Below are 15,077 nucleotides of genomic sequence, written 5' to 3'. Positions count from 1 at the left end.
CCTCTCAGGCGAGCACCGCCCGACCGGCGGCGCGACCGGAGAAAAGGCAACCACCGAGGAAGGTCCCTTCGAGGGCATTGTAGCCGTGCATGCCGCCACCGCCGAAGCCGGCGACTTCGCCTGCAGCGAAGAGCCCGGAAACCGGATGGCCGGCGGCATCAAGCACACGCCCCGAAAGATCGGTTTCCAGCCCGCCCAACGTCTTGCGCGTCAGGATGTGGAGGCGCACGGCGATCAGCGGACCGGCATCCGGATCGAGGAGCCTGTGCGGTCTCGCGGTCCGCATGAGCTTGTCGCCGAGATAGTTGCGCGCGCCACGGATCGCCGTCACCTGCGCATCCTTGGAAAAGGCATTGTCGATCTCGCGGTCGCGCGCCTCGATCTGGCTGCGGATATGGGAAGCATCGAGGCGTGAATCGCCGGCGATCGCGTTCATCGCCTCGACCAGATCGTCAAGCGTCTCCCGGACGGCGAAGTCCTCGCCCTTGTCCATGAAGGACTGCACCGGTCCCGGCGGTTCCTTGCCGAGCCGCTTGAGGAGAAGGCGAATATTCTTGCCGGTCAGATCCGGGTTCTGTTCGGAACCGGACAGTGCGAATTCCTTCTTGATGATCGCCTTTGTCAGGATGAACCAGCTGTGGCCATGGCCGCGCGAGCAGATCGCCTTCAAGGTCGAAAGCGTGTCGAAGCCGGGCATGGCGGGCGCGCCGTACCGGTTGCCATCGGCGTCGCACCAGAAGGATGACGGGCCCGGGAGGATGCGGATACCATGGTTCGGCCAGATCGGATCCCAGTTGCGAATGCCTTCCGTGTAGTGCCACATGCGGTCGCCATTGATCACCCGGCCGCCGGCGGCCTCGCTGATCGCCAGCATGCGGCCGTCGACATGCTGCGGCACGCCGGAAACCATGGTCGACGGCGGCGCTCCGAGCCGGTCGACAGGCCATGCCTTGCGCACCAGATCGTGGTTGCCGCCTATGCCGCCGGAGGCAACGACGACCGCGTGAGCGCGTATCTCGAATGCGCCGGTCGTCTCGCGAGAACTGCGCTCGCCCCTCGCCACCGGATCGGTTGCCAGCACCCTGCCCCGCGCGCCGCAAACGACCCCGCCCTCGACAATCAGCTCATCGACGGCATGGCGGAAGCGAAAGGTGACGAAGCCCTTCTTCTCGGCCCTGCGGACACGCCGGATGAATGGCTGCAATACGGCCGGTCCCGTACCCCAGGTCACATGGAAACGCGGAACGGAATTGCCGTGGCCGGTGGCAAGCGAGCCCCCGCGCTCAGCCCAGCCGACAACGGGAAACCAGCGCATGCCCATCTGTCGGAGCCAGCTGCGTTTCTCGCCGGCGGCAAACTGCAGATAGGCTTCGGCCCACTGCCGCGGCCAGTAATCTTCCGGACGATCGAAAGCCGCCGAGCCGAACCAGTCCTGGCGGGCAAGATCGAGGCTGTCGCGGATGCGCATGAAACGCTGTTCGGGACTGTCGATGAAGAAGAGACCGCCCAGCGACCAGAATGCCTGGCCACCGAGATTCTGCTCGCCCTCCTGATCAATGAGGCAGACCCTAAGCCCGCGATCGGCCGCTTCCGCGGCGGCGACGAGACCGGCAAGTCCGGCGCCGACAATCAGGACGTCGAAATCCATGCACGGTCCTCCCAAACCTGCTTCGCCAACGAAGTTGCCGGCTGCGAGTCGGTCAGCGTTCCGTCAGCTTGAACTCGATACGGCGGTTCTGCGACCGCGCCTCCGGGCTCTCGCCTTCGGCAATCGGCTGGTATTCGCCGAAGCCCGCCGCAACAAGGCGATTGGCCGGCACGCCCTGCGTGATCAGGAACTTCACGACCGACGTCGCGCGGCCGGAGGACAGTTCCCAGTTGTCGGCATACTTGCCGGAGCCTGACAGCGGCACGTCGTCGGTGTGGCCATCGACGCGCAGCACCCAGTTGATCTCGTTCGGGATCTCCTTGGCGATATCGACGACGGCGCTTGCGAGTTTCGCAAGCTCTTCCTTGCCTTGCGGATTGAGATCGGCGCTGCCCGACGCAAAGAGCACTTCAGACTGGAAGACGAAGCGGTCGCCGACGATGCGGATGTTCTTGCGGTCGGACAGGATTTCCCTCAGCCGCCCGAAGAAGTCGGAACGGTAGCGGTTGAGTTCCTGCACGCGCTGGGCAAGGGCGACGTTGAGCCTGCGGCCGAGATCGGCGATCTTCGTCTGGCTTTCCTGGTCCTTCGCCTCCGAGGCATCCAGCGCCTGCTCGATGGCGGCGATCTGCCTGCGAAGGGCGGCGATCTGCTGGTTCAGGATATCGATCTGGCTGAGTGCCCTGGCACTCACCTGCTTCTCGGAATCGAGCGCTTCGTTGAGATCGCTGATACGACCCTGCGCAGCCTCGGCGCTGCCGGACCCGGAATCAAGCAGGCTCTGCAGCCGCGACCGTTCGCTTTCCGACGTCGTCAGCGACGCCTGCAGGTTGGCGAGCTGGTCTTCGAGATCCTGCTTGTTGCCTTTTTCCAGTGCCAGAAGCTGGGTGAGTTCGTTGATCTGGCTGTTCAGCCGGTTCAACACCTCGTCCTTGCCGCTGATTTCCCGCGACAGGATGAACTGACCGATGACGAAGACGGTCAGCAGGAACATGATGGCGAGCAGAAGCGTCGACAGCGCGTCGACGAAGCCCGGCCAGTAATCGACCGTATGAGCCTGCCGACGGTTGCGGGAAAGACCCATCCGCTATTCCCCGCTGACGATGTCGGTGAGGCGGTCGAGCGAGCGGCGCATAGCCTTGGATTCCTCCTGCTGCGCCTCGATCCAGTCGCGCAGCATCTGCTGTTCGGACCGCATGTTCTTGACCAGGCCCTGGATACCTTCGGCGAGGTTGGCCATCGCCTGGACCGTGCGCTGGCTAGATCCGCCGCCTTCGGCGATCTTCTGCAGCTGTTCGACGAGCAGCTTCATGTCTTCCGACGATCCGCTGTCGGCGGACGTCGTGGTGACCGCTTCGGCAACCGCGGCGATTTCCGAGCCGACATCGGTGACCGACGACAGCCAGTTTTCCAGCTCCATGTAGAAGCGGTTCTGGGCGCGGCCGGCCTGCAGGTCGAGGAACCCAAGGATCAGCGAGCCGGAAAGGCCGAGCAGAGAGGACGAAAACGCCGTGCCCATGCCCGAAAGTGGTGCGGCAAGGCTTTCCTTCAGCGTGCCGAGCACATCGGCGCTGTCGCCTGAGCCCGGATCGAGCGACTGGATGACGTTGTTGATCGAGCCGATGGTGCTGATCAGGCCCCAGAAGGTGCCGAGCAGGCCGAGGAAGACCAGGAGGCCGATGAGATAGCGGGAAATCTCGCGTGATTCATCGAGGCGCGTGGCAATCGAATCGAGGATCGAGCGCAGCGCGGTCGTCGACAGGGCAATCGTCTGCCAGCTGCCGATCAGCGAGCGCATCGGCGCGAGCAGCTTCGGCTCGCGTCCCACCTTGTCGGCACTGCCGACGGCGCGGAACGAGTTGAACCAGCGGACCTCCGGCCCCAGCCGCAGCACATGGCTGAAGACGAGCAGGATACCGATCCACAAAACGAAGACGATGAGGCCGTTCAGGCCGGGGTTGGCCATGAAGGCGGTCTGGGCCTGGCGGTAAAGAATGGCGACGATGAAGCCGACAATGATGAGAAACAGCACCATCGTCCAGAAATAGGGCATCGGGCTGGAGAGCTTCTGCCCGTACTCCTCAGCCTCCAGATCCGACTTACCAAAGCCAGACAGTCCGAATCTCGCCATATTTCATTCGCCTCCACAACCAGTGCGCCGGAGGCTATTAGAAAATCGTGGAAAATTGAAGGGAAAAGCCGCGCAAAACTTCGTCGCGCGGCCGACGAATTGGCCGATTTGCCGAGCCCGGCTCACGCTTTTGCGATCGGGCGCTTCAAAACTTCGCCGAGTGCGCGATGGATATGCTCGTTGCCGGCGAGCACGCCGCCCGTTTCCAGGCTCTTCGTGCCTCCGTCCATGTCTGTCGCATAGCCGCCGGCTTCACGAATCAACAAGAGGCCGGCCGCGAGGTCCCACGCCTGCAGCCCGGTTTCCCAGAAACCGTCGAGGCGACCGGCGGCCACATAGGCAAGATCGATGGACACCGCGCCCATGCGGCGGATGCCGGCGACTTCGCCCATGACATTGCGCAGCTCCACGAGGAACTGGCCATGATGGCCGCGGCCGAGATGCGGCACGCCGCAGCCGATGACGGCATCGGACAGCTCGCGACGCGCGGCAACGCGCATGCGGCGGTCGTTGACGAAGGCGCCGCCGCCCTTTTCAGCCGTGTAGAGCTCATCCGTCGCCGGATTGAAGACGACGGCGACAACGATCTCGCCATTGCGCTCGAGCGCGATCGAGATGCCGAAGCAGGGGATGCCGTGAAGGAAGTTCGTGGTGCCGTCGAGCGGATCGACGATCCAGCGATGCGCGCCGTCGGTGCCGATGATCTCTTCGCTTTCCTCGCCGAGGAAGCCGTAGGTCGGGCGTGCCTTCAGGAGTTCGTCGCGGATGATCTTCTCGGCCTTGCGGTCTGCCTGAGACACATAATCGCCGGGGCCCTTGAGCGACACCTGCAGGTTCTGCACCTCGCCGAAATCGCGCGCCAGCGACTTGCCAGCCTTGAAGGCGGCCTGAACCATGACATTGAGGAGAGCGGAGCGGGCCATGAGGCTTCTTATCCTTGAGAACTGATCGTGCAGCTTCGGCTCCACGAGCCCGGAAAGCTGTCTTCGTCGATGCGGATTGAATGATCGGCGGGTTCAAGACCACAAAACGGCCCGGAATTCAAGCCTTGGCGGCGATGAGGCTCAGAAATCGAGCGGCGCGTTGTCTATCACTTCCTTCATGACGAAGAAGGTCCGCGTCTGGCGCACGCCCGGCAGTGCGATCAGTTGCTCTCCGTGGACGCGGTTGAAATCCGCCATATCCTGCGCGCGGATCTTCAGGAAATAGTCGAAATCGCCGGCCACGAGATGGCAGTCGAGCACGAATTTCAGCGAGCGCGCGGCCTTTTCGAATTCGGCAAAGCTGTCCGGCGTCGATCGGTCAAGCACGACGCCGACCATGACGAGGGCGCCACGATTGACCTTCTGCGGCGAGACCATCGCCCTGACCGTCTGGATATAGCCCTCATCGAACAGGCGCTGCGTGCGACGATGGCAGGTTGCCGGGCTGACACCGACGAGATCGGCGAGATCGGCATTCGTCAGGCGGCCGTTTTCCTGAAGCAGCTTCAGGATTTTGACGTCGATCCGGTCGAGCTCTGACAGCATGGCGATGACTTCCGTGATTTGCCGAATGCCCGGAATATACGATCGCCTTCCGGCTTTCCAGTTCGTTCTGCCCGAAAGCGCGTCGCCGGAGATGGCGTGTGAAACGATATCCAGATCAGACGGGCCGGAACTTGTTTGCGGCGTCGATCGCCTGCTTCTGCTGCTCGTCGGTCAGGCCGAGGTAGAAATCCTCGAGCCCGGGATCGGCAAGCCCGGCGCGGCGCGACAGGACATACCACTTGGCAGCCTCGATCGGATCAGGCCGCGTTCCGAGCGCGTTGATGTAGAGATAGGCGAGCTTGTTCTGGGCCGCGACATTGCCGCGGAGCGCCGCGATCCTCAGCCACTGAAACCCCTTGTCAAAGTCGCGCGGCCCGCCGACGCCGTTGACTAGCCAGACGCCCATGTCGAGCTGCGCGGTGTCGTAGCCGGCCCGCGCCGCGCGCAAGAGCCACTCCCGCGCCTTCGCCCGCTTTTCCTCCGGAACATCCGGCAGCGACATGTAGACCTGCGAAACGGCATATTGCGCATCCGCGATGCCCTGCTCGGCCGATTTCTCGTAATAGGGCAAAGCCTGTTCGAGCCCGCGCTCGCCCGGATTGTCGGCAACAAGCATCTGGGCGTAATTGAACTGCGCCGACGCGTTGCCCGCCTCCGCCGCCTTCTTCATCATCTCGTCGGCCTTTGCCTTGTCGCGCTGAACGTCCTGGCCCTCTATTAGGAGGAGCGCGTAGCGGAACATGGCCGGAGGATCGCCGTTTTCGGCCGCCTGCTTGAACCAGAAGGCCGCAGCCTTGGCATCGCGGGGCACGCCGAGGCCGCGCGACAGGAGAACGCCGACCAGGGTCTGGGCGACCGCGTCGCCCAGCTGTGCGCGCGGCAGCGCCTTCTGCAGGGCGGTGACATAGAGGCCGCGCTGGTAAGCGCCATAGGCCTCGTCGACAACACCGGTAAACGGCTTTTCAGCGGGAAGGTCGGGCAGGCCTTCGGCCATGCGGTGAAGGATCGTCGCCCGATCCGCCGCACCGACCCGCCCGGATCGGGCGTCTGGAACAAGCGTTCCACCGTCGCCCACCGGCGGCTCGATACCCATTCTCTGCAACAGGTCATTCTCGCCGCCCGAAGCCGCCCCGGGCCTTGCGCCCTTGTGTAGCGGCTGCGCGAACCCACCGTCGTCTTCGAGCAACAATCCGCCCAGACTATCGTCGGCCGCCAGCGCACCCGAACCGGGAAGGGCGCCGAGCACGGCAAGAAACAAGCAAGAACGGGCAAATCTGAGCATCATGCCAACGTTCAATCGCCAAACCGTGGCGCTTTTTCGTCAAGCAGCGCGTTTGCCTCGGCGACCGCGCGCGCGGCGGCGGCCAAATCCCCGAAAATAGCCGTCCGCAGTGCCACGAACTCCGCTCCGGTTTCGGCGACGGACACGATGGACTCGATCGAAGTACCGCCCATGACGATGCAGGGAATCTCGACCATCGAGGCCCACCATTCGCCGAGCGCCACGTTCTTCGGATGCGCTTCCGGCCGGATATCGCCGTCGAGCTTTCCGAAAAAGACGTAGTCCGGATTGCACTCGCCGATTTCCAGGGCATGGTGACGGTCCGGGATGTTGCCGCTGCCGACGATCATCTTCGGCGAATGCTTTTCGATCGCATCCGCCAGCGCCTGCGAATCGGCCTCGATGTGCAGGCCGTCGGCACGGGCGCGGCCGGCAACGCGGCTGTCACCGGCAATCAATGCGGCAACGCCGGCTTCCTGGATGAGCGGAACGAGCTTTTCGGCATAGTCCTGAAAGTCGCGGTCGGTCATGCCGTATTGCGGCATGATGACCGACGCCACGTCGCCGCCGCGCAGCGCGTCGGCGACGGCTTTCACCGCGATCGACGTTTCCGCTATGTCCGGAACCACGAGAACAAGTCTGCAACGATTGTCGGCGCCGGCCATATGTTACCCTCTGCAATCTCACGGCATTCATGTCAGTGAAGCCGAGGAGGAACCGCATTTGAACAGATCGCCCCTCGTCTTATCCATGCAAATCCGATAGACCTCTCTCACCAATTGATCAACCGGAATACGGCCCGCCGTGACTCTTCCAGACATAACTTTCTTCCTCGCGGCCGTTCCCGCCGTGACCGTCGTCGGCCTGTCGAAAGGCGGGATGGGGGGCGCCATGGGGCTGATGGGCGTGCCCCTGCTCGCGCTCGTCATGCCGCCGGTTCAGGCCGCCGCCATCTTCCTGCCGATCCTGATTGTCATGGATCTGGTCGCGCTCTGGGCCTGGCGCGGCCACAACCACCGCGAAACCCTTCTCATCTGCCTGCCGGGAGCCGTCATCGGCATTGCACTTGGGTGGGCGACCTCGGCCTATGTCTCGCCGAACATCATGCGGCTCGTCATCGGCGCGATCACCATCGTCTTCGCACTGAAGTTCTTCTATGACACCTATGGGCCGAAACGGCATGTCGAGGTCAAGCCCAAGGGGCAGCGTCCGGCGCTCGCCACCCTGTGGATGACGCTGTCGGGATATGGCAGCTTCGTCGCGCATGCGGGCGGCCCGCCCTTCCAGATCTACGTCCTGCCGTTGAAGCTCGACCCGAAGACCTATACCGGCACCAGCGTGCGCTACTTCGCAATCGTCAACGCAATCAAGGTCCTTCCCTATTTCGCGCTCGGCGAACTGGATACGCAAAACCTGTCGCTGTCCGTTCTTCTTCTGCCGGTGGCCTTCGTCTCCACCATGATCGGCGCCTGGGCGGTGCGGCACATGAAACCGCAGTTCTTCTACCCGTTCATGTATGTCATGGTGCTGATCGCGGCGACCAAACTGTTCTACGACGGACTGCAATGGTAGCGCCCGGGACGAGGTGCAGGCTTTTCTCGCTGCAGCGCACAAATATTCTTGCCCGCCCATGGGCTTTCCCGTAAGTTCGACCCCATGTCCAACACCGATCCTTTCAGTGCGATTGCGGATCCGAACCGGCGTTACCTGCTGGAGGAGCTCAGGCGCGCACCAAGGACGGTGAACGAGCTGGCCGAGGGCCTGCCGATCAGCCGGCCGGCCGTCTCCCAGCACTTGAAGGCCCTGCTCGAAAGCGGCCTTGTTTCCGTGAAATCCGAAGGAACCCGGCGCATCTACGCCGTCAACAGCCAGGGCTTCATGAAGCTCAATCTCTGGCTGGACCAGTTCTGGGCGTGAACTACGGCAACAGCGGACGCCCAGAACCGGCTTTTTGAAGGGCCGGACTATCTATCCGGCAAATCCACCCCTAACTGGCCTCATCGAGGCCGGCCTCCTGGGCCGGGTGGCGGGCTTCCCGGTCGAAATGCCGGAAAGCCGAGTAAACACACATACAGAATTCGACTTAGTGCCGCGTGGAGCTCTTGATGCGCTCCATCTCGTCCTTGATGCGCAACTTGCGGCGCTTGATCTCGGCAATTTCGCGGTCGTCACTGGATACGGACATAAGCGCTTGGTGCAGTTCCTGCTCGAGAGCGTCGTGCTTTTGTTCAAGCGATGCAAGATGAGCCTGTATGGTCATTTTTACTGTCCTTCCTTCCCTAACCTATCCCGGCCACACTTGACCGTGGCTTCAGGTTTTAACAGGAGAAATGTGCCACAAGATCCCCCCCTTGTCGAAGGCGATTTCGTGGATTCTTGAAGGCAATTTGACAGCTGCATGAATTTTCTCCCGCTTCCAACAACCATCCCTAACGGAAGGTTACCGACCGTTCGTCAAGGCTGCCAAGGCCTCCCGCGACCTCGCCTTCCGCAAAATGCGGAACAGCTGTTTCAGATAACTTCCCGAATGCACGTTTTAGTGATAGGAGCTTGCCGCAAATGCTGGGGAACCGGCTTGCAGGGCATTGTGACGTGAGAGGCGGGGACAGGAATGGCGGATCAGGAACAGGCGGAAATTCGGCTGGCGGTCGCAAGGTTGCGCCAGGAGCATGAAGACTACGATGCCGCCATCAACGCCATGATTCAGGTCGGCTGCGAAGCCCTTCGCATCCAGCGCATGAAGAAGAAGAAGCTTGTCATCAAGGACAAGATCAGCAAGCTGGAAGATCAGATCATCCCCGACATCATTGCCTGAACAGCTTGAAAGAGGACGACATATGACCAGTGCGGAACGACCGCCGATCGCCATCATCATGGGAAGCCAGTCCGACTGGGAAACCATGAAGAATGCGGCCGACACGCTGGAGGCGCTCGGCATCGAATACGACGCCCGGATCATATCCGCCCACCGCACGCCCGACCGGCTTGTCACCTTCGCAAAGGGTGCCCGCGACGAAGGCTTCAAGGTCATCATCGCCGGTGCCGGCGGCGCCGCCCATCTGCCGGGCATGGCCGCCGCCATGACCCCGCTTCCGGTCTTCGGCGTACCGGTGCAGTCGAAGGCACTCTCCGGACAGGACAGCCTGCTCTCCATCGTCCAGATGCCGGCCGGAATTCCCGTCGGAACGCTGGCGATCGGCAAGGCCGGCGCCGTCAACGCAGCACTTCTCGCCGCCGCCGTGCTGGCGCTGACCGACGAGGATGTCGCGATCGCGCTTGACCAATGGCGCACGCGCCAGAGCGAGGCTGTTGCCGAATACCCCATGGACGACGTGTAATGAAAGACAGAACGATCGGGATCATCGGCGGCGGGCAGCTTGGCCGCATGCTGGCGATGGCCGCTGCGCGGCTGAACTATCGCACCATCATCCTCGAACCGCAGCCCGACTGTCCGGCCGCCCAGCTGGCCAACGGCCAGATCACCGCGGCCTATGACGATCCGGCGGCCCTTGCCGAACTAGCGAGCCTTTGCAACGTCGTCACCTACGAATTCGAGAACGTGCCGGTCTCCGCGGCCGAGACGCTTGCCGTAAGCGTGCCCGTCTATCCGCCGCCGAAGGCGCTGGAAGTGGCGCAGGACCGGCTGACTGAGAAGCGCTTCCTGAACGGCTGCGGGATCGAAACCGCCCGCTTCCATGCCGTCGACAGCCAGGCCGAGCTGGAAGCGGCCCTCGTCGATTTCGGCGGCAAGGGCGTACTGAAGACCCGCCGCCTCGGCTATGACGGCAAGGGACAGCGTGTCTTCAAGGGACCTCAGGACAGCCCCGCCGGCGCCTTCGAAGCTCTCGGCTCCGTGCCGCTCATCCTCGAAAGCTTCGTCCCGTTCGAGCGCGAAGTCTCGATCATCGCGGCTCGCGCAACGGATGGAGCGGTTCGCGCCTACGATCCCGCGGAAAACGTCCATCGCGACGGCATCCTGCATACGTCGACGCTGCCCGCAAGGATCGGCGCGCAGACGCAGGCCGTCGCCTTGAAGGCTGCGGAAAGCCTGCTCTCCGCGCTCGACTATGTCGGCGTCATCGGCATGGAATTCTTCGTCCTTGCGGACGGCACGCTGATCGCCAACGAGATCGCGCCGCGGGTGCACAATTCCGGACACTGGACGGAAGCCGCCTGCATCGTCTCGCAGTTCGAACAACACATCCGCGCCGTCGCCGGCCTGCCGCTCGGCGATCCGGCGCGCCACTCCGACTGCGTGATGCAGAACCTGATCGGCGACGAGATCGACGATCTCGGCGATTGGCTGAAGACGAGCGACACCCTTGTCCACCTCTACGGCAAGACCGAGGCCCGCCCCGGCCGGAAAATGGGTCACGTGACCCGGCTGACCGGTGCAAACGGGCATGAAAAGGCTTGAAGGCCGGTTGACAGGCCCAGGCCTACAGGGTATTTGCCTGTCAACTTTTCGAGGGGCGCGCCAAAGGCTTTTCCGACCGGCGCGCTTTTGATTGTTTAGAGACCGGGAGCGCCGAGAGGCATCCCCACTGAGAAACGCGGATTAAGAAAATGAAGATCAAGAATTCGCTCAAAGCGCTGAAGGCCCGTCACCGCGAAAACCGTCTGGTTCGTCGCAAGGGTCGCATCTACATCATCAACAAGCAGAACCCGCGCTTCAAGGCCCGTCAGGGCTGATTGCCGCGCCGCCGGCATGACCGGCGGCTGGCCGCGAGATCGGCAGGCTTGCGCGACAGGACTTTTGCCGCGCGGCATGATGACAGGCAGATTTCATTTGATATTGGGCGCTTTGCGGATACCATGACCGCCATGCGCCCTTTGTCATTTTGCCTGATAGCAATACTGGCTTGCCCCTTGGCGGCAACACCGGCCTTTTGCGTCGACGACACAGCCCGAATCGAAGAGCCGGACACCAGCGCGCTGACGCAGGCCGAGCAACTCGATTCGCTATTCCTGAAATTGAAGCGTGAGCGCGATGCGGGCAAGGCGGAGGACATCTCCCGTCAGATCCGTCGCCTGCTGACAGATTCCGGCAGCCCCACGGTCAACCTGCTGATGGATCAGTCCACCAAGGCCATCACCGAAGGCAGCCCCGACGCAACCCTCGACCTTCTCGACCAGGTCACGCTGCTGAAGCCCGATTTTGCCGAGGGCTGGAACCGCCGGGCCACCGTTCACTACACGATGGGCGACTACCGCAAGGCCATGGCCGACATCCAGAAGACGCTGGAACTGGAACCCCGTCATTTCGGCGCGATCGCCGGCATGGCCGAGATCATGACCCAGATCGGCGATGACGAGCTGGCATTGAAGGCATGGCAACGATACCTCGAGATCTTTCCGGCGAGCAAGGAAGCCCGCAAGAATATGGAAGACATCTCGGAAAAGCTCGCCGGCCAGCGTACCTGATCCCATAGCCCCAAGCGCGGTCCCCTCCCCTTGCCTTCCATCCTTGCCTTCATCCTGCTTGCCGTCCTGCTGACGCTCCTTCTTCTCCTGGTCTTCTCCTGGATCGTGGCGCGCAGGATCTCGCGACGCTTTCCGCCGCAGGGCAATCTTGTCGATGTCGGCGGATACCGCCTGCATGCCGTCCATGTGCAGCGACCCGACACCGCCGACCTGCCGCCGCTCGTCTTCATCCACGGCGCCAGCGGCAATTGCCTGGATCAGATGACGCCCTTCCTGGCACCGCTTTCCGCCCGCGCCGAAATGCTGTTCGTCGACCGGCCCGGCCATGGCCATTCCGAACGCGGCGGGTCGGAGAACGATACGCCGGATGGACAGGCGCGCGCCATCGCCACCCTCATGGAGCGCTACGGCATCGAGCGGGCAATCATATGCGGCCACTCCTTTGGCGGCGCGATCGCCGCGAGTTTTGCGCTGGTAGCACCAAAGAAGACGGCCGGACTTCTGTTTCTGTCACCCGCCACGCACCCATGGCCGGGCGGCGTCGACTGGTACTACACGCTGACGGCGCTGCCGGTTCTGGGTTGGCTCTTTTCGCGGACACTTGCGGTGCCCGCCGGCCTGATGCGGATGCACGGCGCGATTCGCGCGGTTTTTCATCCCAATCCGCAGCCATCTGATTATCATGAGCGCACCGCGCCAGCGCTCGTTCTGCGCCCGGCAACCTTTCGCAACAATGCCAGGGATGTCGCCGGACTGCTGGACTATGTCACAGGCGCAGCGCCGTCCTATCCGACCATCTCCGCTCCGACGATCGTCATTACGGGCGACAGCGACGATATCGTGCTCGCCGACATCCATTCCGTAGGATTGGTCCGTGACATTGCGAATGCGGAACTCGTCACCATCCGCGATCTCGGCCACAAGCCGGATTACATCGCCACCGACATCGCGATTGCCGCGATCGAGAAGATCGCCGGCCACCAGCGCGATCTTCAGGACATGGCCCGGACCTTTACAGCCCCACTGGCGACAAAATAGCAAAAGCCCCGCACAATGGCGGGGCTTTCGAATTCACGTAGACCGGCGATTGAGACGGCTCAGACGCCGCTCTGCCCGTCCGAACCGATATAGGCGATACGCAGCATGTTCGTCGCACCAGGCGTGCCGAGCGGAACGCCGGCGGAAATGATGACGCGGTCGCCGGGCTTGCCGAAGCCTTCGGCGGCAACGATGCGGCAGGCGCGATTGACCATGTCGTCGAGGTCGGAAGCGTCCTGCGTGACGACGCAATGCGTGCCCCAGCAGATCGACAGGCGGCGCGCCGTCTGAATGATCGGCGACAGCGCGATGATCGGCACTTCCGGACGCTCGCGCGAGGCGCGCAGGCCGGTGGTGCCCGACGCGGTGTAGCAGACGATGGCGGCAAGGTTCAGCGTTTCGGCGATCTGGCGGGCTGCGAGCGAAATCGCGTCGGCGCCGGTAGCCTGCGGCTGCGGCCGCTGCGCATAGATGATACCATGGAAGTGGGGGTCAAGCTCGACCTTGCTGGCGATCTTCGCCATGGTCTCGACGGCTTCGACCGGATAGGCGCCCGAAGCGGACTCGGCCGACAGCATGACGGCGTCCGCACCTTCGAAGACGGCGGTCGCGACGTCGGAGACTTCGGCGCGCGTCGGCACCGGAGCGGAAATCATCGATTCCAGCATCTGGGTGGCGACGACGACGGGCTTGCCCGCGCGGCGACAGGCGCGGATCAGCTGCTTCTGCAGGCCGGGAACCGTCTCAAGCGGCATTTCCACGCCGAGGTCGCCACGGGCGACCATCAGCGCGTCAGAAAGCTCGATGATCTCGTCGATCCGCTCGATGGCCTGCGGCTTCTCGATCTTCGACATCAGGCCAACCTGGCCGCGTGCGATCTTGCGCACTTCGGCAATGTCTTCGGGGCGCTGGATGAACGACAGGGCGACCCAGTCGACCTCGCCGGTGGCCAGCACCGCGTCGAGATCCGCACGGTCCTTGGAGGTCAGCGCGCCAACGCCGAGCATCGTGTCGGGCAGGCTCACGCCCTTGCGGTCGGAAATCGTGGTACCGGAAACGACCGTGCAGACGATGGAGGTGCCATCGCAAATTTCGGCGCGCAGGTGCAGCTTGCCGTCGTCGATCAGCAGGCGCTGGCCCGGCTTCACCGATTCGAGGATTTCCGGATGCGGCAGGAAGACGCGGTTCTCGTCGCCGGGAACGTCCTTGTTGTCGAGCGTGAAGGTCTGGCCGATCTTCAGTTCAACCTTGGTGTCGGCGAACTTGCCGACGCGCAGCTTCGGTCCCTGAATGTCGGCGAGAATGCCGATCGGACGGCCGCTGCGCTTCTCGACGCTGCGGATGCGGCCGATGAGCGTGCGCATCACGTCGTGGCTGGCATGGCTCATGTTGATGCGGAAGACATCTGCACCCGCCTGGTGCAGCTTTTCGATCATGTCCTCTTCGCTCGAGGCCGGCCCCAAAGTGGCGAGAATTTTTACCTTGCGATTACGCTTCATCAGTTTTGACTTTCTTGCGTCCCGGGAGTGTCAGACAATTGGACCATCCAGCTACCCTGACGGCCCGTATCATATTCTTTGAAGCCCATCTTCTGATAGCCACGGGCATAGCAGTCGTTGACTCCGAGGATTTTGAACTCATCCTCGGCAACGCACATATTGATGTCGCCGGCCCAGCGCCCACCGCGCGCCGCATCCTCGGCATAAAGATAGTAATAGCGGGATTGGAGGTCTCCCTCGATCAGGGTCGCACAGGCGGCTGCCGGCACCTGCCACCATCCCTCGCTCACCCATCCCTTGTCGGTGCGGTAGCCGATGGCGACGCCAACCAGGTTCCCCGTGCCATTGCAGACGCGGAAGTCGGCATGGGCGGCCGGGGCCGAAAAATAGAAAATCGGAGCGAGAAGCGCGAGCACTACACGCAGGCCATAGCGTGACAGCCCCCGCCCGTATTTTGAATAGCGCTGTGGCACGATGATCAGGGAAACTCCGTGGCTAAGCATTTGGGTCTTCATGCGACGGCCAT

At 62.9% G+C, this 15,077-nt stretch carries 18 protein-coding genes; 8 read left to right on the top strand and 10 right to left on the bottom strand.

The genetic code is table 11. From position 1 onward, the window contains the following. Nucleotides 1-4: 4 nt before the first annotated feature. The 7 genes from ACU5AY_RS00265 to ACU5AY_RS00235 form a co-directional block, all read right to left on the bottom strand. Nucleotides 5-1,648, bottom strand: a complete 1,644-nt coding sequence (locus ACU5AY_RS00265; protein ID WP_446827533.1) for an FAD-binding dehydrogenase — start codon at nucleotides 1,646-1,648, stop codon at nucleotides 5-7. A 52-nt stretch (nucleotides 1,649-1,700) separates the two neighbouring features. Then, nucleotides 1,701-2,732, bottom strand: a complete 1,032-nt coding sequence (locus tag ACU5AY_RS00260) for a peptidoglycan -binding protein (RefSeq protein ID WP_446822843.1) — start codon at nucleotides 2,730-2,732, stop codon at nucleotides 1,701-1,703. 3 nt (nucleotides 2,733-2,735) lie between these two features. Further along, the gene (locus ACU5AY_RS00255; RefSeq protein WP_446822842.1) at nucleotides 2,736-3,779 is read right to left on the bottom strand and encodes a MotA/TolQ/ExbB proton channel family protein; all 1,044 of its coding nucleotides are present in this window, start codon (nucleotides 3,777-3,779) and stop codon (nucleotides 2,736-2,738) included. A 122-nt stretch (nucleotides 3,780-3,901) separates the two neighbouring features. Further along, entirely contained in the window at nucleotides 3,902-4,702 is an 801-nt protein-coding gene (locus tag ACU5AY_RS00250; RefSeq protein WP_446827532.1) for an inositol monophosphatase family protein, read from the bottom strand. A 141-nt stretch (nucleotides 4,703-4,843) separates the two neighbouring features. Next, nucleotides 4,844-5,308 (bottom strand): Lrp/AsnC family transcriptional regulator, encoded by a 465-nt coding sequence (locus tag ACU5AY_RS00245; RefSeq protein ID WP_261928792.1) that lies wholly within the window; start codon nucleotides 5,306-5,308, stop codon nucleotides 4,844-4,846. A 115-nt stretch (nucleotides 5,309-5,423) separates the two neighbouring features. Continuing rightward, nucleotides 5,424-6,593 carry a tetratricopeptide repeat protein gene (locus ACU5AY_RS00240; protein ID WP_446827531.1) on the bottom strand — a complete coding sequence of 390 codons (1,170 nt, stop codon included), beginning with the start codon at nucleotides 6,591-6,593 and terminating at the stop codon, nucleotides 5,424-5,426. 8 nt (nucleotides 6,594-6,601) lie between these two features. Further along, on the bottom strand, nucleotides 6,602-7,255 hold the full coding sequence (locus tag ACU5AY_RS00235; protein WP_446827530.1) for a thiamine phosphate synthase: 654 nt from the start codon (nucleotides 7,253-7,255) through the stop codon (nucleotides 6,602-6,604). A 139-nt stretch (nucleotides 7,256-7,394) separates the two neighbouring features. On the opposite strand from ACU5AY_RS00235, the gene ACU5AY_RS00230 reads away from it, so the two are divergent. Then, nucleotides 7,395-8,162, top strand: a complete 768-nt coding sequence (locus ACU5AY_RS00230) for a sulfite exporter TauE/SafE family protein (protein ID WP_446822839.1) — start codon at nucleotides 7,395-7,397, stop codon at nucleotides 8,160-8,162. An 84-nt stretch (nucleotides 8,163-8,246) separates the two neighbouring features. Then, nucleotides 8,247-8,507 carry an ArsR/SmtB family transcription factor gene (locus tag ACU5AY_RS00225; protein WP_261928788.1) on the top strand — a complete coding sequence of 87 codons (261 nt, stop codon included), beginning with the start codon at nucleotides 8,247-8,249 and terminating at the stop codon, nucleotides 8,505-8,507. 166 nt (nucleotides 8,508-8,673) lie between these two features. Here ACU5AY_RS00225 and ACU5AY_RS00220 read toward each other — a convergent pair whose 3' ends face one another. Continuing rightward, nucleotides 8,674-8,850: a YdcH family protein gene (locus ACU5AY_RS00220; protein WP_261928787.1), complete on the bottom strand. Its 177-nt coding sequence runs from the start codon at nucleotides 8,848-8,850 to the stop codon at nucleotides 8,674-8,676. A gap of 351 nt (nucleotides 8,851-9,201) precedes the next feature. Here ACU5AY_RS00220 and ACU5AY_RS00215 point away from each other — a divergent pair, with 351 nt between their 5' ends. From ACU5AY_RS00215 to ACU5AY_RS00190, 6 genes are all read left to right on the top strand, one after another. Then, a complete protein-coding gene (locus ACU5AY_RS00215) occupies nucleotides 9,202-9,405 on the top strand; it encodes a YdcH family protein (protein WP_261928786.1) in 204 nt (67 codons plus the stop codon). A gap of 22 nt (nucleotides 9,406-9,427) precedes the next feature. Next, entirely contained in the window at nucleotides 9,428-9,928 is a 501-nt protein-coding gene (gene purE / locus ACU5AY_RS00210) for a 5-(carboxyamino)imidazole ribonucleotide mutase (RefSeq protein WP_261928785.1), read from the top strand. Beyond that, nucleotides 9,928-11,007 carry a 5-(carboxyamino)imidazole ribonucleotide synthase gene (locus ACU5AY_RS00205; RefSeq protein ID WP_446827529.1) on the top strand — a complete coding sequence of 360 codons (1,080 nt, stop codon included), beginning with the start codon at nucleotides 9,928-9,930 and terminating at the stop codon, nucleotides 11,005-11,007. The genes purE and ACU5AY_RS00205 overlap by 1 nt, the downstream gene beginning before the upstream one ends. Nucleotides 11,008-11,156: 149 nt before the next feature. Then, a complete protein-coding gene (gene ykgO / locus ACU5AY_RS00200) occupies nucleotides 11,157-11,282 on the top strand; it encodes a type B 50S ribosomal protein L36 (RefSeq protein WP_093004239.1) in 126 nt (41 codons plus the stop codon). Nucleotides 11,283-11,459: 177 nt separating this feature from the next. Then, nucleotides 11,460-12,014: a tetratricopeptide repeat protein gene (locus tag ACU5AY_RS00195; protein ID WP_446827528.1), complete on the top strand. Its 555-nt coding sequence runs from the start codon at nucleotides 11,460-11,462 to the stop codon at nucleotides 12,012-12,014. A gap of 39 nt (nucleotides 12,015-12,053) precedes the next feature. Next, complete coding sequence (locus ACU5AY_RS00190) at nucleotides 12,054-13,052, top strand: alpha/beta fold hydrolase (RefSeq protein ID WP_446829069.1); 999 nt, start codon at nucleotides 12,054-12,056, stop codon at nucleotides 13,050-13,052. A gap of 59 nt (nucleotides 13,053-13,111) precedes the next feature. Here ACU5AY_RS00190 and pyk read toward each other — a convergent pair whose 3' ends face one another. Both pyk and ACU5AY_RS00180 read right to left on the bottom strand, forming a co-directional pair. After that, nucleotides 13,112-14,551, bottom strand: coding sequence for a pyruvate kinase (gene pyk / locus ACU5AY_RS00185; protein WP_446822835.1), 1,440 nt, complete (start codon nucleotides 14,549-14,551; stop codon nucleotides 13,112-13,114). Beyond that, nucleotides 14,551-15,066, bottom strand: a complete 516-nt coding sequence (locus ACU5AY_RS00180; RefSeq protein WP_446822834.1) for a DUF1036 domain-containing protein — start codon at nucleotides 15,064-15,066, stop codon at nucleotides 14,551-14,553. Before ACU5AY_RS00180 ends, pyk begins: the two co-directional genes overlap by 1 nt. Nucleotides 15,067-15,077: the final 11 nt, after the last annotated feature.

Source organism: Rhizobium sp. PAMB 3174 (genome assembly GCF_052908375.1).
This window is presented reverse-complemented; position numbering and strand designations above follow the sequence as displayed.